The organism is Kitasatospora sp. NPDC001261, assembly GCF_042896795.1.
GTDB lineage: Bacteria > Actinomycetota > Actinomycetes > Streptomycetales > Streptomycetaceae > Kitasatospora.
Genome location: NZ_JBIAXP010000002.1, coordinates 392,513 through 416,666 on the forward strand (window position 1 = coordinate 392,513; position 24,154 = coordinate 416,666).

The window sequence follows — 24,154 nt, forward strand, 5'->3', positions numbered from 1 at the left end:
CTCACCATCCGCGCCTCCGTGGTGACGGGGCGTCGGATGTGTGGGCCGCGTCAGAGACTCGGGGGTGCGCGGTCGGCCGTCAACCGGCAGGGCACCGGCAGCTGCCGGGTGCGCCGGGGCTGAGCTGGGCGGTCGGTCCGGGCGGCAGTTTCGCCGGGGGCACGGCACGGCGCCGGTCCCGGAAAAGCCGGAGGCCCCGCACGCCCCCTGCTGCGAGGGGGTGTGCGGGGCCCGTACGGCGCGGCCGGGACGGCCGTCAGTCGGCCTTGCGGCGCTGGCGGCCGGTGCCGTAGTTGGAGCCGGACTTGGTGCCGCTGCCGGGCTTGGCGCGGCCCGAGGAGCGGCCGATGAAGCCGGCCGCCTGCGGGCGCTCGCCCTGGGCGGCGCCGCCGATGCGCTGCTTGGGGCGGGGGCGGCGCGGGTTGCCGTTCATGTCGACGTCGGCGGGCAGCGCGGAGCGCTTGCCGGGCCGGCGGCGGGGGGTGCCGGACTTGGCCCCGGCGGGCTTGTCGGCGCCGCCCTTGGCCCCGGCGGCCTGGTCGGCGGTGACCGGTACGGCCAGCGTCACGGCCACGCCGCTGGGGGTGCGGGCGCCGGTGATCCGGGTGAGGTCGGCGTCGCCCGGGCGGATCTTGGTGACGGTCGGGCGGATGCCGGCCGTCGTCATCAGCCGGTTGACCTCGCGGCGCTGCTCGGGCAGCACCAGGGTGACGACCGTCCCGGACTCGCCGGCCCGGGCGGTGCGTCCGCCGCGGTGCAGGTAGTCCTTGTGGTCGACCGGCGGGTCGACGTTGACGACCAGGTCCAGGCCGTCGATGTGGATGCCGCGGGCGGCGACGTTGGTCGCGATGAGCGCGGTGACGTGGCCGTCCCGGAACTGGTCCAGGACCCGGTTGCGCTGCGGCTGGGACTTGCCGCCGTGCAGCGCGGCGGCCTTCACGCCGTTGGCGAGCAGCTGCTTGGCCAGCCGGTCGGCGCCGTGCTTGGTGTGCACGAACATGATCACGCGGCCGTCGCGGGAGGCGATGTGCGCGGTGGCGGAGGCCTTGTCGGCCTGCTCCAGCTGGAGGACGTGGTGGTCCATGGTGGTGACCGCGCCGGCCGAGGGGTCGACCGAGTGGGTCACCGGGTCGGTCAGGAAGCGCTTGACCAGCCGGTCGACGTTGCGGTCCAGGGTGGCGGAGAACAGCATCCGCTGCCCGCCCTCGGCGACCTGCTCCAGCAGCTTGCTGACCTGCGGCAGGAAGCCCATGTCGGCCATCTGGTCGGCCTCGTCGAGGACGGTGATCGCGACGTCGGAGAGGTTGACGTCGCCGCGCCCGATCAGGTCGTCCAGCCGGCCCGGGGTGGCCACCAGGACCTCGGTGCCGCGGCGCACCGCGTTGGCCTGCTTGTTGATCGACATGCCGCCGACGACGGTGGTGATCCGCAGGTTGACGGCGGTCGCGTACGGGGTGAGCGCCTCGGTGACCTGCTGGGCCAGCTCGCGGGTCGGCACCAGGACGAGCGCCAGCGGGTACCGGGCGTCGGCGCGGCGCCCGGCGGTGCGGGCGAGCAGCGGGAGGCCGAAGGCCAGGGTCTTGCCGGAGCCGGTACGGCCGCGGCCGAGGACGTCGCGCCCGGCGATCGAGTCGGGCAGCGTGGCGGCCTGGATCGGGAAGGGCTCGGTGACGCCCTGGCGGCCGAGCGCGGAGAGGATCGCCTTGGGCATCTCCAGCTCGGCGAAGGACGCCGCCGGGGGCCGGGCCGGGGTGCCCTGGACCACGGTGAAGTCGGTGGCCTCGGGGGCGGCGGCGGGGCGGGCCTGCTTGGGGGCGCCGCTGCGGCCGCGCGGCTTGCGCGGGCGGTCGCCGCCGGCGGTGCGGCGGGCCTGGTCGGTGGTGCGGGGGCCGCGGTCGCGCGGCGAGCGGGCAGGGGTGGTCACGGATTCTCCGTCCGTCGGTCTACAGCCCGGGCTGCGGGCTGGAGTCGGCCGTCGGATGCATGGAGTGCGCCGCCCCGGCCGTACGGCGGCATGAGCGGGGGCCCGCACCGTGCGGTGCGGGCCCCCGCTTCGCGATGATCGCGAGTCAGCGTGGAGGCTGACGTCAGCCGATGATCTGGATGTTCTCGGCCTGCGGGCCCTTCTGGCCCTGGGTGACGTCGAACTCGACCTTCTGGCCCTCGAACAGCTCACGGAAGCCCTGGGCAACGATGTTCGAGTAGTGGGCGAACACGTCGGCGCCGCCACCATCCTGCTCGATGAAGCCGAAGCCCTTCTCGCTGTTGAACCACTTCACGGTGCCGGTAGCCATAACCGTCTCCTCTAAATCCTGGGGGCATCAGGGATCCACACCTCGTGGATCCCCGTGGTAGCCGCGATCCCCATCCGGAGACTGAAACACCGGACAAAACAAATGCGCCTGTCGGTTGGTACCAGCAGGCGCACACCACGTTCATGGGAACCAAAACTGCAACTGCTTCGACTGTAGCACGGTGGCACGGGGGTTGACCGGGGATTTTCCCGCCCAGGAGATCACGTTTGGTGGCCTCGGAAACGGGGCAGCGGCGCCCCGCCGTAGCGGGGCGCCGCCTGTTCGTACCGACCCGGTCAGGGCCGGGTCAGGGCACCGTTCACACCGACCCGGTCGGCTCAGCGCCGGCCGGCCGGCTCCGGCATCCCGTGGGCGCCGGCCACCGGGGCCGGGCCCTCGCCGTGACCGTGGCCGTGGCCGTGGCCCGGGGCGTCCGCGTGGCCGGGCCACCAGGCGCGGTGGCCGAGCAGCGCGGTGAGCGCCGGGGTGAAGAACATCGCCATCACGAAGGCCGCGATGAGGATGCCGATGGCGATCGAGAAGCCCATCTCGCTCATCATCGTGTTGCCGGCCAGCAGCATGGTGGCGAAGGTCGCGGCCAGGATGAACCCGGCGGCGGCCACCGTCGGGCCGGCGTGCCTGATCGCCTGGCTCGCCGCCTCGCGGGGGCTGCGGCCCTCCTGGGCCTCCTCGCGCAGTCGGGCGATCATCAGGATGTTGTAGTCGGTGCCGAGCGCGACCACGAACAGGTAGATCAGGATCGGCAGCATGAACATCAGGCCCTGCTCGCCCTTGATGTTCTGGAACAGCAGGGTGGTGGCGCCGAGGGTGGCGCCGAAGCCGAGGCCGACCGAGGCCATCAGGTACCAGGGGGCGACCACGCTGCGCAGCAGCAGTCCGAGGATCACCATGATCAGGACGGCGGCTATCGGGAAGACCAGGCTGTAGTCGTGGGCCATCGCCGTGTTGATGTCCTTGTACACGGAGGTGGTGCCGGCGACGTAGGCCTTGGTGCCGGCGGGCGCGTGGTCGTGGGCGACCTTGCGGACCTCGCCGATGGTGTCGATGGCCTTGTTGCTGGCCGCCTCGTCCTTGAGGACGACGGTGATGTCGGCGGTGAGCCCGTCCTTGCTGACCCCGTGCTCCGGGTCCGGCAGGGCCGCGCTGGAGACGCCGTCCACCTTGCCCAGGTCCGCCACGTAGCCCTTGAGGCCGGCGACGTCGATCTTGTTGCCGTTCTGGCTGGTCAGGTAGATGTGCGCGGGGTCGGCGGCACCGGCCGAGTAGGCCTTGATCATGGTGTCCTGGACGACCATCGACTCCTTGGTCTTCGGCATCGAGCTGCCGGCCATGTCGAAGGTGCCCTGGTAGCCGAGCGCGGCGACCGCGAGGCCGGCCATCACCAGGCCGGAGAGCAGGGCGGCGGCGCCCGGGCGGCGGCCGACGCTGCGGCCCATCGCGGCGAAGCGGGCGTTGGACGGCTCGCGCTGCCAGGCCTTGGAGGGCCAGAACAGGACCTTCTCGGGGATCAGGCAGAGGATCGCGGGCACCAGGGTGACCGAGGCGATCGCCGTGACGGCCACCGCGATGGCCAGCGACGGGCCGAGCGCCTTGAACATGCCGAGGCTGGACAGGACGAGCACGGCGAAGGCGACCACGACGGCACCGGCGGCGGAGGCGATCGCCTCGCCGACCCGGCCGACGGCGTTGGCGACGGCCTGCTTGCGGTCGTCACCGGCCCGCAGCCGCTCGCGGTAGCGGAACATCAGGAACAGGAAGTAGTCGGTACCGACGCCGTAGAGCACGACGGTGAGGATCTGTTCCATCGAGTTGTCGGCCTTGAGCCCGAACAGCTTGCTGGCGTCCGCGATCAGGCCGTTGGCGACCATCGAGTAGATGATCACCGAGAGGATCGGCAGCAGCGCGATGATCGGGCTGCGGAAGATGATCCCGAGCGTGAGCAGGATGATCACGACCGTGCCGAGGCCGATGAGCATGCCGGCCGTCTTGCCGGCGTCCTTCTGGTCCAGGTTCATCGCGGCCGGGCCGCCGACCTGGAACTTCAGGGTGCTGCCGGAGGCGAGCGCGGTGCCCTCGTCGCGGAGCTTCTTCGCGGCGTCGGTGAACTCGTCCGACTGCATCTTGGTCTTGTCGATGGAGACCATCGACATCGCGTACTTGTGGTCCTGGGAGTAGGACGCCGGAGAGACCGGGACGACCAGCTCGACCAGCGGGATCTTCTTGTCGGCCAGCCCCTGGGTGACCTTGGCCATGGTCGCCGCGTCGCCCTCGTCCAGCTTGCCGCCGTCGGTGCGCTCGAAGAGCAGCAGCGCGGAGGGCGAGATGTTGGACGGGAAGGCCTTCTGCTGGAGCTCGGCGGCCTGGATGGACTCGTAGTGCTTGGGCAGGAAGGCGGCCTCGTCGGTGTTCGCCTTCAGCGGCGGGGCGGTCGCGACGATCGCGACCGCGGCGATCAGCCATGCGCCGATCACCCACCAGGGGCGGCGTACGACGAATTGTCCTAGTCGGTGGAACATGCTCGTGTGCCTCCTGGGCATGGTTCACCGCAGCCCTTGGGGGACGGGACGCTGGGCGACGGCAGGACCGGCGCGGGGAGTGCCGAGGGCACTCCCTTGCCGGTCGGCAGGTAAGTAGGTTTGGGGCATCATCCTACGAGTACTTGCTTGCCGCCCGGCAAGGAGCCCCCGTGTGCTTCAACCCCCGTCGGGCCGCCCGAAGCGGCCCCGGCCCAGTCTCTCCCGGACGCACCCCTCCTGACCTCGTGCTCCGGGTGGAGTCATCTCCCCCTCAGGGTGGAGGAGCATCCCCTACCCCCCAGGAGGAGATCTCGGGGTCGGAGGGTAGGGAAAACCCCACCCGGGCCCCGAAGGAAGCACCAGGAAACGGCCACCCGCCAGCCGGATTACCCGTCAGGACCGGCTTCCCTACTGTCGATCGGGACGCCGGAGCGCAGCCGGCGCACCCCAGACCGGCGGTCCCCCGACCCAGGGCCCCCGCCGCTCCCGTCCGGCGACGACCGCCGCTCTCCCAGGGGGGAAACCACCGTGAAGCCCGTGAAGTCCAGACTCGGCCTGGCGGCCGCGATGGGCGCCTGGAGCGCCCGGCACCGCAAGACCGCCGTGTTCGGCTGGCTGCTCTTCGTCGTCCTGGCCGCCGCGCTCGGCTCCGCCCACGGCAGCGTCAAGATCACCGACGCCGAGTCGGTCCCCGGGCAGGTCTCCCGGGCCGCGCGGATCCTCGACGAGGCCGGGCTGAAGAGCCCGGCCGGCGAGACCGTCCTGGTCCAGAGCGCCACCCGCACCGCCGACGACCCGGAGTTCCGCACCGCCGTCGGCCAGGTGGTCGCCGCCGTGAACGGCACCGGCCGGGCCGCCGAGGTCCGCTCGCCGTACGACACCAAGGCGGTCTCCGCCGACGGCCACTCCGCGCTCGTGACGCTGACCCTCAAGGGCGACCGCACCGAGGCCGCCGACCAGGTCCAGCCGGTGCTGGACGCGGTGGCCGGTGTGCAGAGGCAGCACCCGGACCTCACCGTCGTCCAGCTCGGCGACGCCAGCTCCGGCAAGTGGATGCGGGACCAGGTCGGGAACGACTTCGCCCGCGCCGAGTGGACGGCCGTGCCGCTCGCCCTCGGCATCCTGCTGGTCGCCTTCGGCGCGCTGGTCGCCGCCGTGCTGCCGGTGGTGCTCGCGCTCACCGCCTTCGTCGCGGCCGCCGGACTGGTCGCGCTCGGCAGCGGCTTCCTGCACACCAGCGGCGACGCCTCCTCGGTGATGCTGCTGGTCGGCCTCGCCGTCGGCGTCGACTACTGCCTCTTCTACCTGCGCCGCGAACGCGAGGAGCGGGCCGCCGGGCGCGACGCCGCCACCGCGCTGGCCGTGGCCGCCGCCACCAGCGGCCGGGCGGTGCTGGTCTCCGGCGTCACCGTGGTGGTCGCCATGGCCGGGATGTTCCTCACCGGGATCGCCACCTTCAAGGCGATGGCCTTCGCCACCATCCTGGTCGTGATCACCGCCGTGCTCGGCTCGCTCACCGTGCTGCCCGCGCTGCTGTCGATGCTCGGCGACCGGGTCGAGAAGGGCCGGGTGCCGTTCCTTGCCAAGCTGCGCCGCCCGGACGCCGCACGGACCGGCGGACGCTTCTGGAACGCGGTGCTGACCCCGGTGCTGCGCCGCCCGCTGGCCGCCACCCTGCTCGCCGGCGCCTTCCTGCTGGCCCTGGCCGTGCCGCTGCTCACCATGCACACCGCCAAGCTGACCTTCCAGCAGCAGCTGCCCGCGGGCAACGCCCTGGTCGCCGCCTCGCAGAAGATCGAGGCCGCCTTCCCCGGCAGCCCCGCCCCCGCCACCGTCGTGATCAAGGCCGCCGACATCGACTCCCCCGCGATGACCGCCGCGATCGCCGACCTCAAGGCGAAGGCCCTGGCGAGCGGGCGGATGCACGGACCGGTGGAGGTCACGGTGCACGCCGACAGGAACGTCGCCACCGTCGACATCCCGCTCAACGGCACCGGCAACGACGCCACCAGCAACGACGCCCTGCGGACCCTGCGCGAGGAGCTGGTGCCCGCCACCGTCCTCTCGGTGCCCGGCACCGAGGCCCCGGTCACCGGCGACACCGCCGGGTCGTACGACTTCAACCGGAAGATGGGCGACTCGATGCCGCTGGTCTTCGGCTTCGTGGTCGTCCTCGCCTTCCTGCTGATGCTCACCACCTTCCGCTCCCCGGTCGTCGCGGCCACCGCCGTGGTGCTCAACCTGCTCTCGGTCGGCGCCGCGTACGGGGTGCTGACGCTGGTCTTCCAGCACGGCGTGGGCGCCTCGCTGCTGGGCACCGCCGGGGTCGGCGCGGTGGAGTCCTGGGTGCCGTTGTTCCTCTTCGTGATCCTCTTCGGGCTCTCGATGGACTACCACGTGTTCGTGGTCTCCCGGATCAAGGAGGGCCACGACCGCGGCCTGCCGACCCGGGCCGCGATCGCCGACGGCATCCGCTCCACGGCCGGGGTGGTCACCAGCGCCGCGGTGATCATGGTGGCGGTGTTCTCGGTCTTCGGCTCGCTGTCCATGCAGGTGATGAAGCAGATGGGCGTCGGCCTCGCGGTCGCGGTGCTGATCGACGCCACGGTGATCCGCGGGGTGCTGCTGCCCTCGGTGATGACCCTGCTGGGCGACCGCAACTGGTACCTGCCGCGCTGGCTGAACTGGCTGCCGGACCTCTCCCACGGCGAGCCCGTCCCGCCGGCCGGCGCCGACCGGGGCCTGCCCGCCCAACCCGTCGGGCCGACGGAGGGGGCCCGCCACCGCCGGGCCGGGGTCTGAGCCCCCGCCACCGGCCCCCGGCCTCCCCGACCCGTCCGACCTGTCCGGCTTGTCCCACCCGCCCGACGCGTCCGGTGCCGGGCCCCGCAGCGCGCGGGGCCCGGCGTCCGTGCGTCATGATGATCACCGTCCGGGGTCCCCCGGATGAACGTCGGCGGAATGGGAACCCCAGTCATGATCCCCTTCGACGAGGGCCGCGCCCGGCTGCTCCTCGCCCAGGCCTGCGAGTCGGCCGGGCTGGCCGCCCCCGACGGGGCCACACTGCTCGCGCTCGGCGAGAACGCCGTCTTCGACCTCGGCGACCCGGCCGTGGTCGCCAAGGTCGGCCGCGGTCCCGAGCTGTACGACCGGGCGCACCGGGAGCTGGCGCTCGCCCACTGGCTGGCCGGCCAGGACGTGCCGGTGGTCCGCCCGTACGACGCGGTGGCGCCCGAGCCGCAGCTGGCCGACGGCCACCCCGTCACCTTCTGGCACCGGCTCGCGCCCGCCGTCCGGCCCGCCCGCCCGGTCGACCTCGCCCCGCTGCTGCGCGCCCTGCACCAGCTGCCACCGCCGCCCTTCACGCTCGGCCGGCGCGACCTGCTGGCCCCGGTCGAGCGCTGGCTGGCCTCCGCCGAGGGTCACGTCGACCCGGCGGACGTCGCCTTCCTGCGCCACCGCCGCGACGCCTTCGAGGCCGCCCTGCCCGACCTCGTCCCGCGGCTGCACCCCGGGGTGATCCACGGCGACGCGCTGCCGCGCAACATCCACGTCGGCCCGGACGGGCCGGTGCTGCTCGACCTGGAGTTCATGGCGAACGACCTGCGCGAGCACGACCTGGTGGTCCTCGCGCTCAGCCAGGACCGGTACGGCGTGCCCGCCGAGGAGTACCGCGCGTTCACCGAGGCGTACGGCTGGGACGTGCGCGAGTGGCCGGGCTTCACGGTGCTGCGCGGCGCCCGGGAGACGGCCAGCGCCTCCTGGGTGGCGCAGCAGGCGGCCAGCAACCCGGCCGCGCTGAAGGAGTTCCGGCGCCGGGTCGACTCGCTGCGGGACGGGGCCACCGAGGTGCGCTGGTACCCGTTCTGACGGGCGCCTCCGGTACCCGCGGCGGCGCGGGGCCGCCACCGGGGCGAGTGTGAGAAGACTCTTACGGCGGTTCGGTCCGGTCGGCAACCGGTGCACGTACGATCGGCGTCCTATCGGACAGTCATCCTGACCCGAGAGATCGGCACCGTACTCGCACCTCAGGAGCCGCCGCCATGCACCGGACCGCCCGCCGCCCCTCCGCCCCGAACCGACTGTCCCGATCCCGGCGCCGGCTGCTCGCGGGCTGTGCCGCGGTGGCCGCCGCCCTGGGGCTGGCCGCGTGCGGGACCGCCAGCGGGGCGCTCCAGCCGCCGAGCGCGGCGGCGACCTCCGGGACACCGTCCCCGGCCGACGCCCGGCCGAGCGGGACGGCGGCGACCGCCCTCACGCCGACCCCCGGCTCCGACGCCGTACCGCCGGGCGCGGGCTCCCCGGCCGCCTCCCCCTCCTCCCCCTCCTCCCCGTCGGCGCCGGCCAAGCCGCACCCGACCGCGGCCACCGGCACCCCTCTCTCCGCCACGCCCACCGCACCGGCCACCCCGACCGCACCGGCCGGCGACCCGTCCTCGCCCGCCGCGCCGCCCCCGCACACCGGGGCGGGCACCGTGATCGGCTCCACCGCCTCCGGCGGCCGCACCGTCGCACTCACCTTCGACGACGGCCCCGGCCCCGCCACCGGCCAGATCCTCGACCTGCTGGCCCAGTACCACGCCAAGGCCACCTTCTGCCAGATCGGCCAGAACGCCGCCGCCAACCCCGCCATGGTCAAGCGGATCCTGGCCGCCGGACACCGGCTCTGCGACCACAGCGTCCACCACCCGCAGCCCTTCGCCAAGCTCCCCCACGACAAGGCCGCGTACGAGATCACCGCCGCCCGGAACATGATCCTCCAGGCGGGCGGCCCCGGCACCGAGGTCGGCTGGTTCCGCGCCCCGGGCGGCGGCTTCAACGCCGACAACGAGCACATCACCGCGAGCCTCGGGATGTCCTCGCTCGGCTGGTCCGTCGACCCGCGCGACTGGGCCCGCCCGGGGACGCCGGCGATCGTCTCGGCCGTGCAGAAGCAGCTCAAGCCCGGCGGCGTGGTCCTGATGCACGACGGGGGCGGCGACCGCGGCCAGACCGTGGCCGCGCTCAAGCAGCTGCTGCCCTGGCTGGTCACCCAGGGCTACACCTTCGACTTCCCGGCCGCGTAGGGCCGTCGGGGCCCGCCGCCGCGGAGTTTCCCCCTCGTTCACCGACCGGACCGCGGGCGCGCGTACCGCCCGCCCCGGCCGTCGCACTAGCCTCCGGGCATGACTGCCGGTCCCCCGTCGAGCAAGCAACTCCCGTACCTGGAACCGCGCCTGGGCTTCGGCCGGGCGGTCGCGGCACTGCTCCTGCTGGCGCTGTGCGCGGTGGCCGGCCGGCTGTTCGCGGCCGGGGTGGTCGCCTACCAGGAGCCGGAGACCTGCACCCAGCAGCTCTGCCTCGGCTCGGCCGCCACCCAGGCGTACTGGGCCGGCGCCCTGTTCTGCTGGCTGACCGGCATGCTGGCGGCGGGCCGGGTCGGCCGCTCCCCCGGAGCCGGGGCCCCGAACCGGCTTCCCCCCGGCGGCGTGCTGTTCCTCGCCCTGCTGCTCGGGCCGCTCGGCGCGGCCTTCGGCCCCGGCGGACCGTACCGGCCCGCCCTGCCCGCCCTCGTGATCCTGGCGGCGCTCACCCTGCCGCTGGTCGTCCACTCCGAGTCCCGGCTCCGCGCGCAGCACCGCGCGTACCGCGCCGCCCGGACGGTCGCCGACCGGCTCGCCGCCCACGGGGTGAGCACCGCCGGCACCGTCACCGCCGTCCAACCCGGCGAGCCCAGCGGCTACGCCCAGCCCCAGTTCCGGCTCACCGTCGGCTACACCACCCCCGACGGCGTCCAGCGCAGCCTGGTCTGCGCGATCCGCATCCAGGCCTACCTCGCGCCGAGGGTCGGACAGCTGATGACCGTCCGCTACGACCCGCTCGCGCCGGACACCGCCGAGGCCGCCATCGTGCCCCCGCCGGAGGGTGTCCGACCGCGGGCCTAGGTGCTCCGTCCCGTGAGGTCGGGGACGCGGCCGGCGGGCCTCACCGGGCGGGCCAGCGCGGGTCGACCACCGCCTGCGGGTCCTTGCCGCGGCGCAGCCAGGCCTGGAGGCCCTCGGCCCACTGCCGGTACCAGTCGATCTGCCGACGGTGCAGTTCCGCGAGCGGCACCGCCCCCACCTCGGCCGGGTAGCGCCCGGCCAGCGCGACGGCGACCCGGACGGCGGCCAGCGCGTCGCTGCCCGCCTCGTGGGCATCCGTCAGCTCCACCCCGTACAGCTCGCAGACCCGTTGCAGGGTGCGCGAGCCCTTGCGGTACTTGTCCACGGCCCGGTCGATCACCAGCGCGTCCAGCACCGGCCCGACCGGCCGCCCGAGGCGCTCGGCGAGCGTCGCCAGCCCGTGCCGGCGCAGCTCGGCGTCGAGCAGCGACAGGTCGAACGGCGCGTTGAACGCCACGACCGGCCGCCCGGCGGCGATCCGCTCGCACAGCGCGGCGGCTATCTCCTCCACCGCCTCCTTCGCCGGCCTGCCCTTGCTCCGCGCCACCTCGTCCCCGATCCCGTGGATCGCCTCCGCCTCGGCGGGTATCGGCACCCCCGGGTCGATCAGCCAGTGCGCGGCGTCCACCCGGGCGGCCCCGACGGTGTCCACGAGCGCGGCCGTGACGATGCGGTCCACGGCCGGGTCGGTGCCCGTGGTCTCCAGGTCGAAGCCGACCAGTGGCTGCTGCCACCAGCTCATCAGGTGTGTCCTTCCGTCCTGCCTCTCGAAACAGCCCCTATCATCACCCGCCCCACCGACAACCCGTCCCGCGGGGAGCCGTGGGCGCGGCCCGCCGGACGGCCCGCCGCGCCGGTCCGGGAGGCCTCCGGGAGGGGCAACCGCCCGGCCCTGTAGGGCCGTTGGGCGGCGCGCTAGCGGGGCCGGGTGGGGAGGGCGAGGCGGGTGGGGAGGACGCTGGAGGCGACGGCGAGCAGCAGGCACAGGAGGGTGCTCGCGGCGAGCGGGGTCCAGGGCAGGCGGAGGGGGACGGCGGCCTGGCCGGCCAGGACGCGGTGGTCGAGCAGCGCGGTGGTGCCGTACTGGGTGAGCGCGGTGACGGCGAGGGCGAGCAGGGCGGCGGTGGCGACGACCAGGACGGCCTCCAGGGCGACCATCCACGTCACCTGGCGGCGCACCGTCCCGGCCAGCCGCAGGACGGCGAAGTCGCGGCGGCGGTCGGCGGTGCTCATCACCATGGTGTTGACGATGGCGATCAGCGCGTAGAGCAGGGCGGGCCCGAGGATGGTGGTGGTGGCGATCCAGGCGTAGTGGGCGCCGGGGTCGGGTCCGGGGTCGCGGGCGTCGGTGAGGGTGCCGCCGAGCCGGTCGGCCGGTTCGGCGTCGAGGTGGACGGCGGCGGGGCGGGCGTCGGCGAGGTGGCCGGCGGCGGCCTCGCCGCTGAGCAGGACCTCGTCCAGGCCGAGCTGGGTGCGGTAGACCAGGGCGAGCCGCAGGCTGGTGACGGTGCCGTCGGCGAGGCGCAGGTTGACCTGGTCGCCGAGCTTCCAGCCGTGGCCGCGGGCCTGGTCGGTGGAGGCGGCGAGGGTGGCGCCGTGCAGGTCGGCGGCGCTGCCGTCGACGGCGGGCAGGGTCCAGGCGGTGGCGAGGTCGCCGTCGACGACGGTGGCGGCGGAGGGCACGCTCGCGGGCGAGTCCTCGCCGTGGTCGTCGAAGGCGGCGGTGGCGGCGCCGAGGCCGGTGACCACGGTGGCGGTGGTGGCGGTGGCGTGCAGGTCGGGCCGGGCGGCGGTGAGCCGGCGGGCGGCGTCGGCGGGCAGCGGGGCGGCGGCGGGGCGCAGCACGTACCGGGCGGCGGCGGTGGCCCGGTTCTGGGCGGTCATGGCGTCGGCGAAGGCGGCGGTGGAGCCGATCACGGTGCCGGTGAGCGCGATGGTGAGGAAGGCCGGGGTGGCGGTGGAGACGGTGCGGCGCACGGCGGTGAGGGCGTTCTGCCGGGCGAGCAGCGGGGCGGCGGCGACGGCCCGGGTGAGCGGGGCGCTGAGCAGCCGCAGCAGCGGCGGTACGACGGCCGGTGCGAACAGGGCGAGCGCGGTGATGGCGAGCAGGTCGGCGCCGAGGACCCACTGGGAGGCGAGTTGCGGGTCGGCGGGCTGGTCGCCGGGGGCGGCGGGCAGGGTGGGCGCGGCCAGGTAGTAGCCGACGGTGGCGGCCAGGGCGGTCAGGCCGAGCAGCGCGCCGGTCCAGCGCAGCGGGGTCATGACCCGGCGGTCGGCGGCGGCGTCGCCGAGCGCCTCGACGGCGCGCACCCGGCCGGCCCGCAGGGCGGCGGTGACGGCGCCGAGCAGGGCGACGAGCAGGCCGACGGCGGCGGCGAGCAGCATCGGCCCGGCGGCGGGGCGCGCGGTGAACCCGTCGGGGGCGGCGCCGCGGGCGGCCAGCCAGGCGGCGAGGGCGGGGGCGCCGGGCAGTGAGAGCAGGCAGCCGCTGACGGCGGCGGCGAGGGCGACGACGGCGGCCTCGCCGGTGATCAGCTGGACGATCTGCCGCGGTGTGGCGCCGACGGCGCGCAGCATCGCGATCTCCTGGCGGCGCTGGGCGACGGCGAAGGCGAAGGTTCCGGCGACGACGAAGACCGCGACGAAGGCGGCCATCGCGGCGGTGAACTGGAGCACCTTGTGCAGGGAGGGCGCGCCGAGCGGGGAGTCGTCGCCGGCGGTCTCGTTCAGCAGGCTGCCGGTGGTGGCGACGAGCAGGACGCCGAGGGTGAGGGCGACGTAGGAGCCGACGAAGGCGGCCTTGCGGCGGCGCAGGCTCGCGGCGGCGACGGGCAGCAGGGTGAGCGGTGAGGTCATGCCGCCGTCTCCAGGGCGGTCATCCGCTCGGCGACCTGCTGGGCGGTGGGGCGGGGCAGGTCGTCGATGATCCGGCCGTCGGCGAGGAAGAGGACGCGGTCGGCGTAGCCGGCGGCGACGGGGTCGTGGGTGACCATGACGGTGCTCTGGCCCTCGCGGTCGACGAGGTCGCGCAGCAGGGCGAGGACGTCCCGGCTGCTGGCGGAGTCGAGGGCGCCGGTCGGCTCGTCGGCGAACAGCATCCGGGGCCGGGTGATCAGGGCGCGGGCGATGGCGACGCGCTGCTGCTGGCCGCCGGAGAGCTGGGAGGGCAGATGTCCGGTGCGCTCGCCGAGGCCGACTTGGGCGAGGGCCTGGCGCACCTGCGCGGGGTCGGGTCGGCGGCCGGCCAGCCGCAGCGGCAGGCCGACGTTCTGTTCGGCGGTGAGCGAGCCGACCAGGTTGAAGGCCTGGAAGACGAAGCCGATCCGTTCGCGGCGCAGCACCGTCAGTTCGGTCTCGCCCATCCCGGAGAGGTCGGTCCCGTCCAGGGTGACCCGGCCGCTGTCGGGCCGGTCGAGGCCGGCGCAGCACTGCAGCAGGGTGCTCTTGCCGGAGCCGGAGGGGCCCATGACGGCGGTGAACCCGCCGCGGGCGAACTCGACGTCCACCCCTCTGAGTGCCCGTACGGCCTCCGGCCCGGTTCCGTAGGTGCGGTGTACGTCGTCGAGGCGCAGTACGGCCCCGCTCTCCCCCGTGATCTTCACGGGGGCTACACCTACCACGGGGGTCACGGCCCTGACCAGGACGTTTGGGGGAATCGTTATGCCGCCAGTTACGCCGTCAGTTACGCCGTCGGTTACGCCGTCAGCCGCCGTGCCCCGACGTGGACTTCGGCGCGGGCTTCGGCTTCGCGGACTCCGGTCCCGCCGACGGGGCGGTGCAGGTGGACGTCGACCGGGTCCTCGTGGACGACGGTGAAGCCGTGGCGTTCGTACAGCCGCTGGGCGGCGCTGCCGCGGAGGACGACGAGGCGAAACGGTTCTCCGGCGGCGTCGGCCTCGGCGAGGAGGTGGCGCAGGACCGCGGAGCCCAGGCCCCGCCCCTGGAGGTGCGGGGCCAGGTAGAACAGCTCCAGGTGGCGTCCGCCCCGCTCGTCGGGGCGGACGGTGACGCAGCCCGCGAAGGCCCGGTCGACCAGGAGTACGGAGGTGTACCTGGTCGAGAAGGACGCCCGCACCCGCTCGCGGGAGCGGGCCGGGTCCCAGCGGCCGAGGCGTTCCAGGTCGGCGCGCATGACCCGGGCCTTGAGGTCCGTGACGGGTTCGAGGTCGTCGGGGGTGGCGGGGCGCAGGCTCCAGGCGGGGTCGCTGTTCACGGCCCGCAGTCTGGCAGCCGCGCCGCCGCCCCGACCAACCGGCCTAGGAGACGGACCGGGAGTCGGCCCAGATGCCCTCGAACTCCTCGCGGTAGACCTCCAGCAGTCCGGGCTCGGTGCCGCCGGGCTGCTGGCCGGCGCCGCCGCGCAGCACCAGGGCCGGGGACTCCATGCCGCGGGCGCGGCGCAGGTAGGGCTGGATGACGCCGAGGTCGCGGCCCTGGCGGCGGCCGCCCGCCTGGCCGGGCGTGCGGGGGCCCTCGACCAGGTAGGCGGTGAAGCGCGGGGTCTCGTCGAAGACCCGGATCTCGAAGCCGCCCTGGTCCCGCAGCCGGGCCCGGACCCGCCGTACGTGCATGATGTTCATCTCGATGGAGCGGGACAACTCGCTGCGCCCGAGGCCGAGTTCGCGTTCGCGGCGGCGGACGGCGCTGCTCGCCGGGTTGAGGAAGAGCAGCCGGACCCGGCAGCCTTCGCCGGCCAGCCGCACCAGTCGCTTGCCGGTGTAGTTCTGGCAGAGCATGCCGAGGCCGATGCCGAGCGCGTCCAGGCGCCGGGCGCCGTCCAGCAGGTCCTCGACGGGCAGGTCGCGCTGGAGCCGGACCCGGTCGGCGTGGACGGCGACGACGTCCGCGTACCGGCCGGCCACCAGGGACTCGACGACGTCGGCGGGCACCCCGCCGGCGCCGCCGTCCAGGACGGCCAGCAGCCGGGCGGCGGCGCGTTCGGTCTGGGCCAGCACGGTCTGGGTGAGCACCCGGTTGCGGGAGACGACGTGCCGGGCCACCTCCAGTTCGTCCAGCGCCAGTTCGATCTCGCGCCGGTCGGCGAGGTACGGCTCGAAGCAGGGCCAGTGCTGCACCATCAGTTCGCGCAGCTGGGGCAGGGTGAGGAAGACCAGCGGGTCGTCGTCGGCGGGGTCGAGCAGGTAGCCCTTGCGGCGGCTGACCTCGCGCACGGCACCGGCCCGGTGCGCCCACTCCTCGCCGGCCGGGCCTGCGGCGGCGGTGACCCAGTCCTCGCCGTGGGCGGGGGCGTAGATCGGGTGCAGCACCTCGTCGACGAGGGCGCGCAGCCGCTGTTCGACCAGGTTGAGCCAGACGTAGGCGCGGCCGGACAGCCGGACCCGCTGGTAGGCGTCCTCCCACTCGGCGGCCGACCAGGCCAGGGCGGGTATCTCGACGGGGCCGCTCTGGGCGGGCACCAGGGCCCGGCCGGTCAGGGTGGGGCGCATGACCACCGTGGGCGCCTCGCTGCGGGCCGCGCCCCGGCCGGGCCCGTCGGGCCCGGTGCCGCGGCCGCCGGCGGGGAACACCATGCGCCACCTCATCTGGTCGCCGCACCGACCCCCGCGGGCGCGGGGACCGTTGACGGGCTGTCGGGAGTCGGCCCAGGCGGCCGGACGATCAAGGGTACTGCCCGTCGCGAGCCGCCCGCAGCCGGATGCCCGGGGGCTCTCCCGCACCACCGGGAGCACTCTTCACACGAATGCCCGACGGGCGCTCGTTCGGCCCAACCCGGGCCGGATCTCCCGGACGCCGGGGGAGGGCTCGGGGAGTATGCGCTGTGCCGCGCGTCACGGCGACTGTGCCGTGCGTCACGGCGCACGCTTGCGCACATGCCCGGCCGTCCGGCCGGGAAGAGAGCGTCCGGGTCCGGGCGGACGGCCGGGCCATTCATCGGACTACACGTCAGTTTCCGTCGGCAGCAAGGAAGTTGAGGAGTCATGCAGGTCTGGCCCGGTACTCCCTACCCGCTCGGCGCCACCTACGACGGGGCCGGCGTCAACTTCGCGGTGTTCTCCGAGAGCGCCGACCGGATCGAGCTGTGCCTGATCGCCGAGGACGGCTCCGAGACGGCCGTCGAGCTGCGCGAGACGGACGCCTTCGTCCGGCACGCCTACCTCCCGGGCATCCAGCCCGGCCAGCGCTACGGCTTCCGCGTGCACGGCCCGTACAACCCGGGCCTGGGCCAGCGGCACAACAGCGCCAAGCTGCTCCTGGACCCGTACGCCAAGGCGATGAGCGGCCACATCGACTGGGACGAGTCGGTCTACGGCTACCACTTCGGCGCCCCCGAGCGCCGCAACGACCTGGACTCCGCCCCGCACACCATGCACTCGGTGGTCATCAACCCGTACTTCGACTGGGGCACCGACCGCCCACCGCGCACCGACTACCACCGCACCGTCATCTACGAGGCCCACGTCAAGGGCCTCACCCGGCTGCACCCGGGCATCCCCGAGGAGATCCGCGGGACGTACGCGGGCCTGGCCCACCCGGCGGTGATCGAGCACCTGGCCAAGCTCGGCGTCACCGCGATCGAGCTGATGCCGGTGCACCAGTTCGTCCGCGACCACCGGCTGCGGGACCTGGGCCTGGCCAACTACTGGGGCTACAACACCGTCGGCTTCTTCGCCCCGCACTCCTCCTACTCCTCCACCGGCGACCGCGGCCAGCAGGTGCAGGAGTTCAAGTCCATGGTCAAGGCGCTGCACGCGGCCGGGATCGAGGTGATCCTGGACGTCGTCTACAACCACACCGCCGAGGGCAACCACCTGGGGCCGACACTGTCGCTGCGCGGCCTGGACAACGTCTCCTACTACCGCCTCGCCCGGGACCAGCGCTTCTACGAGGACACCACCGGCACCGGCAACAGCCTGCTGATGCGCAGCCCGCACGTGCTCCAGCTGATCATGGACTCGCTGCGCTACTGGGTCACCGAGATGCACGTCGACGGCTTCCGCTTCGACCTCGCCGCCACCCTCGCCCGGCAGTTCCACGAGGTGGACCGGCTCTCCTCCTTCTTCGACCTGGTCCAGCAGGACCCGGTGGTCTCCCAGGCCAAGCTGATCGCCGAGCCCTGGGACCTCGGCGAGGGCGGCTACCAGGTGGGCAACTTCCCCCCGCTGTGGACGGAGTGGAACGGCATGTACCGGGACACCGTGCGGGACCTGTGGCGCGGCGAGACCGCCGCCCTCGCCGAGTTCGGCTCCCGGCTCACCGGCTCCTCCGACCTCTACCAGGACGACGGCCGCCGGCCGATCGCCTCGATCAACTTCGTGACCTGCCACGACGGTTTCACCCTGCGCGACCTGGTCTCGTACAACGAGAAGCACAACCAGGCCAACGGCGAGGAGAACCGGGACGGCGAGTCCTTCAACCGCTCCTGGAACTGCGGCGTCGAGGGCCCCTCCGCCGACCCGGCCGTCGAGGAGCTGCGGGCGCGCCAGCAGCGCAACCTCATCGCCACCCTGATGCTCTCCCAGGGCGTGCCGATGCTCTCGCACGGCGACGAGCTCGGCCGCACCCAGCTGGGCAACAACAACGCCTACTGCCAGGACAACGAGCTCACCTGGGTGCACTGGCCGGAGGACGACGGGCCGCAGGCGCGGCTGCTGGAGTTCACCCAGGGGATGATCTGGCTGCGCCGCGACCACCCGGTGTTCCGGCGGCGGCGGTTCTTCCACGGCCGGCCGGTGTCCGGGCGGCCGTGGGCGGCCGGGCCCGCCTCCGCCGTACCGGGCCGGGGCGGGCACGGCCCCGGCCCGCAAGGCCCGGGCGGGCCGGCCGTCGGCGGGTTCGACGACCTCACCGACATCGCCTGGTTCACCCCGGCCGGGGAGGAGATGACCAAGCGCAACTGGGGCGCCAGCTACGCCAAGTCGCTGACCGTCTTCCTCAACGGCTACGCGATCTCCGAACCGGACCGGCGCGGCGGGCGGATCGTCGACGACTCCTTCCTGCTGCTGTTCAACGCCCACTTCGAGCCGCTGGAGTTCACCGTGCCCGCCGACCACGGGCAGGAGTGGCAGGTCGTGGTCGACACCGCCCGGTCCCGGCTGCCCGCCCCGGGGACGGGCGCCCGGGTCAAGGCCGGGGACTCCCTCTGGCTCACCGACCGCTCGCTGATGGTGCTGCAACGGCCCGCGTAGCACGGTGACGGCGGCCCCGGACCGGCTCGTACGGGGGCGCGCGGCGCCGTCGGACGGCCGGGGCGGTCACCTGTTCGGGTCAGCAGCGGGTCTTGGCGGCGGCCTCCCCGGGTACCTATGGAGCTATGACCCCCGCCGCCGAGCCCGCGCAGCCCCGCCCGGCCGCCGCCGTCCCCTCGTCGTCGTACCGCCTCCAGCTCCAGCCCGGCTTCACCCTCCGCGACGCCACCGCCGCCGTCCCCTACCTGGCCGCCCTCGGCGTCTCCCACCTGCACCTCTCCCCGCTGCTGGAGGCCGTCCCCGGCTCCACCCACGGCTACGACACCGTCGACCACACCCGGATCAGCGAGCAGCTCGGCGGCGAACCGGCGCTGCGCGCGCTGGCCGCCGAGGCGCACCGCCACGGCCTGCGCCTGATCGCCGACGTGGTGCCCAACCACATGGCCGTGCCCGCCCCCGAACGGCTCAACCGGCCGCTGTGGCAGGTGCTGCGCGACGGGCCCGACTCGCCGTACGCGCACTGGTTCGACATCGACTGGACCGCCCAGCCGGGCCCCGCCGACGCCCCCGGGCGCGGACGGGTGCTGCTGCCGCTGCTCGGCGACCGGCTCGGCGCCGTGCTGGACCGGCTCACCGTGGACGGCGACACCCTGCGCTACCACGAGCACGAGCTGCCGCTGCGCCCCGGCACCGCCGGGCTCCCGCTGGAGGAGCTGCTCGCCCGCCAGTGGTACCGGCTCGCCTGGTGGCGACTGGCCCGCACCGAGCTCAACTACCGGCGCTTCTTCACCGTCAACGAGCTGATCGCGCTGCGCGCCGAGGACCCGGAGGTGTTCGCCGCCACCCACGCCGTCCTGCTCGCCCTGCACGCCGACGGCGTCCTGGACGGCTTCCGGATCGACCACCCGGACGGGCTCGCCGACCCGCGCGGCTACCTGCGGCGCCTGGCCGACGCCACCGGCGGCGCGTACGTGGTGGTCGAGAAGATCCTCACCGGCGAGGAGCGGCTGCCCGAGGACTGGCCGGTGGCCGGCACCACCGGCTACGACGCGCTGCGCCGGATCGACGGCGTGCTCCTCGACCACGCGGGCGCCTGCCGGCTGGCCGGGGCGTACGAGTCCTTCCTGCACGGCGGCCCGGTCCGGGACCTCTGCGCGGACCCGCACCCCGCGGTCGCCGAGGCCCGGCGCGGGCGGGCCGACATGACCGGGCCGGACGGCGAACTCGCCGCCGAGGTCGAGCGGCTGGTCCGGATCGCGCTGCGGATCGGCGCCGCCGAGCCCGCGCACGCCGACCACGCGCCGGGGCAGCTGCGCGCGGCGCTCGGCCGGCTGCTCACCGGCTACCCGGCGTACCGGCCGTACGCCCGGCCCGGCGAGGCCGTCCCGGCCGCCTCGGCGCGGCAGCTGCGGGCCGCCCTGGACGACTCCGCCGACCCGACCGACCGGCTGGTGGCCGCGCTCGCGCTCGGGGAGCTGGGCCGCGGCGCGGACAAGGACGAGTTCTGCGCGCGCTTCGCCCAGACCGCCGCCGCGGTGGCCGCCAAGGGCGTCGAGGACACCGCCTTCTACCGCTGGAACGCCCTGCCCGGCCTCAACGAGGTCGGCGGCGAGCCGGCCCGGCCCGGGCTGCACCCGGCGGAGTTCCACGACTGGTGCCGCGCCCAGGAGCGCACCTGGCCGCACGGCATGACGGTGCTCTCCACCCACGACACCAAGCGCAGCGCCGACGCCCGGGCCCGGCTCGCCGTGCTCGCCGAGCGGCCGGACGCCTGGGCCGCCGAGGTCGACGCCTGGTCCACCGCGGCGGGCCCCGCCGCGCCCGGCCTCGACCGGGACGCCGACTGGCTGCTCTGGCACACCCTGGTCGCCGCCTGGCCGATCGACCCGGACCGGCTGGTCGCCGCCCTGCTCAAGGCCGTCCGCGAGGCCAAGCTGCACACCTCCTGGACCGCCCCCGACCCCCGCTACGAGCGGGCCCTGGAGCAGCGCGCCCGCTCCGTCCACGGCAACCCCGGGCTGCTCCCCCGGGTCGAGGGTGCCGTGCACGCCCTCGCCCGGTACGCCCGCGCCAACACCCTGGCCGCCGCGCTGCTGCACCTCACCGTGCCGGGCGTGCCGGACCTCTACCAGGGCAGCGAGGAGCCGCTGTACACCCTGGTGGACCCGGACAACCGGGGCGTGGTGGACCTCGGCGCGCTGGCCGTGCGGCTCACCGACGCGGCCGCGCCGCGCCCCGGCGACCTCGCCCGGGAGAAGCTGCACCTCACCGCCACCGCGCTGCACCTGCGCCGCTCCCGGCCGCTCGGCTCCTACCGCCCGCTGGCCGCCACCGGCCCGGCCGGCGACCACCTGCTGGCCTTCGCCCGGGGCGCGGACGTGGTCACCGCCGTCACCCGGCTGCCGTACGGGCTGGAGCGGGCCGGCGGCTGGCGCGACACCGTGCTGGAGCTGCCGGCGGGCGGGCCGTGGACGGACGAGCTGACCGGGCGGGGCTTCCCGGCGGGCGCGGTACCGGTCGCGGAGCTGCTGACGGCGCTGCCGGTGGCGCTGCTGACGAGGAGGGGCTGATGCCGGTCTACCAGGTGTGGGCGCCCCGCGCCGTCACCCGGGTACGGGTCGAAGTCGACGGCACGGCCCACGAGTTGGCCCGCTGCCCGGACCGGGACGGCTGGTGGTCCGGCGAGGCCCCGGCGGGCGACTACGCCTTCCGGCTGGACGACGGCCCGCCGCTGCCCGACCCGCGCTCGGCCCGGCAGCCGTACGGCCCGGACGGGCCCAGCCGCGCCGTGGACCACGCCGGGTTCCGCTGGTCGCGGACCGGCTGGCACGGCCGGGCACTGCCCGGCGCGGTGCTGTACGAGCTGCACGTGGGCACCTTCACCCCCCGCGGCACCTTCGAGGCCGCCGCCGAACACCTGGACCACCTGGTCGAGTTGGGGGTGGACTTCGTCGAGCTGATGCCGGTCTGCCCGTTCCCCGGCAAGCACGGCTGGGGCTACGACGGGGTCTCGCTCTGGGCCGTCCACGAGCCCTACGGCGGACCCGAGGGGCTCAAGCGCTTCGTGGACGCCGCCCACCGCAAGGGCCTCGGCGTGGTGCTGGACGTCGTCCACAACCACCTCGGCCCGTCGGGCAACTACCTTCCCGCGTACGGGCCGTACTTCACCGACCGGCACCACACCCCGTGGGGCGCGGCGGTCAACCTGGACGCGCCCGGCTCGGACGAGGTGCGCGCCTACCTGATCGGCAGCGCGCTGGCCTGGCTGCGCGACTACCGGATCGACGGACTGCGGCTGGACGCCGTACACGCCCTCGCGGACGACCGGGCCGTCCACTTCCTGGAGGAACTCTCCACCGAGGTCGGGACGTTGGCGGTCGCCACCAACCGGCCGCTGTTCCTGGTCGCCGAGTCCGACCGCAACACCCCGGCCACCACCACCCCGCGCGAGGCGGGCGGGCAGGGCCTCACCGCCCAGTGGAGCGACGACTTCCACCACGCCCTGCACTGCGCGCTCACCGGCGAATCCCACGGCTACTACCGGGACTTCGCCCGCGAGCCGCTCGCCGCCCTCGCCCGGACGCTCACCCGGGGGTTCTTCCACGACGGCACCTGGTCCTCCTTCCGCGGCCGCACCCACGGGCGCCCGTTCACCCCGCTCGACGCGGGCCACCGGCTGCTCGGCTACCTCCAGACCCACGACCAGGTCGGCAACCGGGCCCTCGGCGACCGCGTCTCGGCCGGCCTCTCCCCCGGCCGGCTCGCCTGCGGCGCGGCCCTGGTGCTCACCTCGCCGTTCACCCCGATGCTCTTCATGGGCGAGGAGTGGGGCGCCGCCACCCCCTGGCAGTACTTCACCGACCACACCGACCCGGACCTCGCCGAGGCCGTCCGACAGGGCCGGCGGCGGGAGTTCGCCGAGCACGGCTGGGCCGCCGAGGCCGTCCCCGACCCGCAGGAACCCGCCACCGTACTGCGCTCGGTCCTCGACTGGACCGAGCTCCGGCGCGCCCCGCACAGCGAACTCCTGGCCTGGTACCGGCAGTTGATCCGGCTGCGGCGCGAGCGGCCGGAACTGTCCGACCCCGACCTCGGCGCGGTGCGGGCGACGTACGACGAGGCGGCGGGCCTGCTGGTGGTGCACCGGGGGCCGTACCGGATCGCCGTCAACCTCGGGCCGCGGGAGGCCGCACTGCCGCTGGGGGCCGCCGGGCGCGAGGTGGTCGCGGCCTTCGGGGCGGCGGAACTGGAGGGGACGGCGGTGCGGGTGGCGGCGGACGCGGTGGCGATCGTGCTGACCTGAGCCGTCGGCCGACCTGACCGGCTCACCCGGCCGGCTACCAGAGGAAGGTGCCGATCCGCTCCCGCAGCGACGGGGCGTCCAGGCCGTAGGCGGCCAGGTGCTCCTCGATCGAGCCGTAGTGCCGGTGCTCCTCGCGCGGCACCCCCAGGCCCAGCACCCGGTGCGGGCGGTCGGCGAGCGCCTCGTGCGCCTCGTTGGCGGAGGTGCCCGCCAGGTACGGCTCGACCAGCACCACGTCCGCCCGGTCGCCCAGCGCCGCGCGCAGCCCGGCGGCGTCGAAGGGGCGCACCGTCGCCGCGTACAGCACGGTGACGTCCAGGCCCCCGGTGGCCGCGAGCACCGCGTCCAGCATCGGCCCGACGGCGAGCACCACGCCGCGCGAGCCCGTCCGGACGGTGGCGAAGCGGCCCGGCTCGACCGGCACCGCGGCCGCGTTCTGGTGCCCCGAGAGCCGCACGTAGACGTTGCGGTCGCCGTCCGCGTAGGCGTGGCGCAGCAGCCGCTCGGCCTCGTCCGGGTGGCCGGGGACGTGGACCGTCCAGTCCGGCAGGGTGTCCAGCAGGGCGACGTCGCCCGGGGACATGTGGGTACGGCCGCCGGCCGGCCAGTCGTACGAGCCCGCCGCGCTCACCAGCACGGCGCCGACGCCCTGGTGGACGAGGTCCAGCTTGACCTGCTCGAAGGGCCGCTCGATCAGGAAGCTGGCGAAGGTGTGGGCGATCGGGCGCATCCCGGTGAGGGCCAGGCCGCCGGCCGCGCCGACCAGCAGCTGCTCGCGGATGCCGACGTTGACGACCCGGTCCGGGTGGCGCTCCTGGGCCGGGGCGAAGGCGGCCGCGGTGATGTCGGCGAGCACCACGGCCAGCCGGGGGTCCTCGTCCAGCAGGCGGGTGGTGACGTCCACGAAGCGGTCGCGCATGGTGTCCATCGGTGAAGTGCCTTTCGTTAC

General features: G+C 74.7%; 16 protein-coding genes. 7 read left to right on the top strand and 9 right to left on the bottom strand.

Translation table 11 applies throughout. From position 1 onward, the window contains the following. Positions 1-256 precede the first annotated feature (256 nt). The 3 genes from ACFY4B_RS04795 to ACFY4B_RS04805 all read right to left on the bottom strand — a co-directional run bounded on the left by ACFY4B_RS04795 (position 257) and on the right by ACFY4B_RS04805 (position 4,831). Complete coding sequence (locus tag ACFY4B_RS04795) at positions 257-1,924, bottom strand: DEAD/DEAH box helicase (protein WP_074001000.1); 1,668 nt, start codon at positions 1,922-1,924, stop codon at positions 257-259. Between the two features lie 163 nt (positions 1,925-2,087). Further along, entirely contained in the window at positions 2,088-2,294 is a 207-nt protein-coding gene (locus tag ACFY4B_RS04800; protein ID WP_049657493.1) for a cold-shock protein, read from the bottom strand. A 338-nt stretch (positions 2,295-2,632) separates the two neighbouring features. Beyond that, positions 2,633-4,831: an MMPL family transporter gene (locus ACFY4B_RS04805; RefSeq protein ID WP_380738717.1), complete on the bottom strand. Its 2,199-nt coding sequence runs from the start codon at positions 4,829-4,831 to the stop codon at positions 2,633-2,635. A gap of 567 nt (positions 4,832-5,398) precedes the next feature. On the opposite strand from ACFY4B_RS04805, the gene ACFY4B_RS04810 reads away from it, so the two are divergent. The 4 genes from ACFY4B_RS04810 to ACFY4B_RS04825 all read left to right on the top strand — a co-directional run bounded on the left by ACFY4B_RS04810 (position 5,399) and on the right by ACFY4B_RS04825 (position 10,755). Continuing rightward, positions 5,399-7,633, top strand: coding sequence for an MMPL family transporter (locus ACFY4B_RS04810; RefSeq protein ID WP_107086578.1), 2,235 nt, complete (start codon positions 5,399-5,401; stop codon positions 7,631-7,633). A 159-nt stretch (positions 7,634-7,792) separates the two neighbouring features. Further along, the gene (locus ACFY4B_RS04815) at positions 7,793-8,701 is read left to right on the top strand and encodes a phosphotransferase enzyme family protein (RefSeq protein WP_234348599.1); all 909 of its coding nucleotides are present in this window, start codon (positions 7,793-7,795) and stop codon (positions 8,699-8,701) included. Positions 8,702-8,874: 173 nt separating this feature from the next. Then, positions 8,875-9,897 (top strand): polysaccharide deacetylase family protein, encoded by a 1,023-nt coding sequence (locus ACFY4B_RS04820; protein WP_387966466.1) that lies wholly within the window; start codon positions 8,875-8,877, stop codon positions 9,895-9,897. Between the two features lie 99 nt (positions 9,898-9,996). Continuing rightward, on the top strand, positions 9,997-10,755 hold the full coding sequence (locus ACFY4B_RS04825) for a DUF3592 domain-containing protein (RefSeq protein ID WP_049659488.1): 759 nt from the start codon (positions 9,997-9,999) through the stop codon (positions 10,753-10,755). Between the two features lie 40 nt (positions 10,756-10,795). On the opposite strand, the gene ACFY4B_RS04830 is transcribed toward ACFY4B_RS04825, so the two are convergent. The 5 genes from ACFY4B_RS04830 to ACFY4B_RS04850 form a co-directional block, all read right to left on the bottom strand. Beyond that, positions 10,796-11,497: an exonuclease domain-containing protein gene (locus ACFY4B_RS04830; protein WP_049659490.1), complete on the bottom strand. Its 702-nt coding sequence runs from the start codon at positions 11,495-11,497 to the stop codon at positions 10,796-10,798. A 173-nt stretch (positions 11,498-11,670) separates the two neighbouring features. Next, positions 11,671-13,611, bottom strand: a complete 1,941-nt coding sequence (locus tag ACFY4B_RS04835; protein ID WP_387966467.1) for an FtsX-like permease family protein — start codon at positions 13,609-13,611, stop codon at positions 11,671-11,673. Beyond that, complete coding sequence (locus ACFY4B_RS04840) at positions 13,608-14,351, bottom strand: ABC transporter ATP-binding protein (protein ID WP_387966512.1); 744 nt, start codon at positions 14,349-14,351, stop codon at positions 13,608-13,610. The genes ACFY4B_RS04835 and ACFY4B_RS04840 overlap by 4 nt, the downstream gene beginning before the upstream one ends. A 98-nt stretch (positions 14,352-14,449) precedes the next feature. Continuing rightward, complete coding sequence (locus ACFY4B_RS04845; RefSeq protein ID WP_387966468.1) at positions 14,450-14,968, bottom strand: GNAT family N-acetyltransferase; 519 nt, start codon at positions 14,966-14,968, stop codon at positions 14,450-14,452. A gap of 43 nt (positions 14,969-15,011) precedes the next feature. Next, entirely contained in the window at positions 15,012-16,286 is a 1,275-nt protein-coding gene (locus ACFY4B_RS04850; protein ID WP_063780326.1) for an SAV2148 family HEPN domain-containing protein, read from the bottom strand. A gap of 408 nt (positions 16,287-16,694) precedes the next feature. On the opposite strand from ACFY4B_RS04850, the gene glgX reads away from it, so the two are divergent. The 3 genes from glgX (at position 16,695) to treZ (ending at position 23,205) form a co-directional block, all read left to right on the top strand. Next, entirely contained in the window at positions 16,695-18,902 is a 2,208-nt protein-coding gene (glgX, locus tag ACFY4B_RS04855) for a glycogen debranching protein GlgX (RefSeq protein ID WP_387966469.1), read from the top strand. A gap of 125 nt (positions 18,903-19,027) precedes the next feature. Continuing rightward, complete coding sequence (gene treY, locus ACFY4B_RS04860) at positions 19,028-21,472, top strand: malto-oligosyltrehalose synthase (protein WP_387966470.1); 2,445 nt, start codon at positions 19,028-19,030, stop codon at positions 21,470-21,472. Continuing rightward, positions 21,472-23,205, top strand: a complete 1,734-nt coding sequence (gene treZ, locus ACFY4B_RS04865; RefSeq protein ID WP_387966471.1) for a malto-oligosyltrehalose trehalohydrolase — start codon at positions 21,472-21,474, stop codon at positions 23,203-23,205. The genes treY and treZ overlap by 1 nt, the downstream gene beginning before the upstream one ends. A gap of 34 nt (positions 23,206-23,239) precedes the next feature. On the opposite strand, the gene ACFY4B_RS04870 is transcribed toward treZ, so the two are convergent. Then, the gene (locus tag ACFY4B_RS04870) at positions 23,240-24,133 is read right to left on the bottom strand and encodes a transketolase family protein (protein WP_387966472.1); all 894 of its coding nucleotides are present in this window, start codon (positions 24,131-24,133) and stop codon (positions 23,240-23,242) included. Between the last annotated feature and the right edge of the window lie 21 nt (positions 24,134-24,154).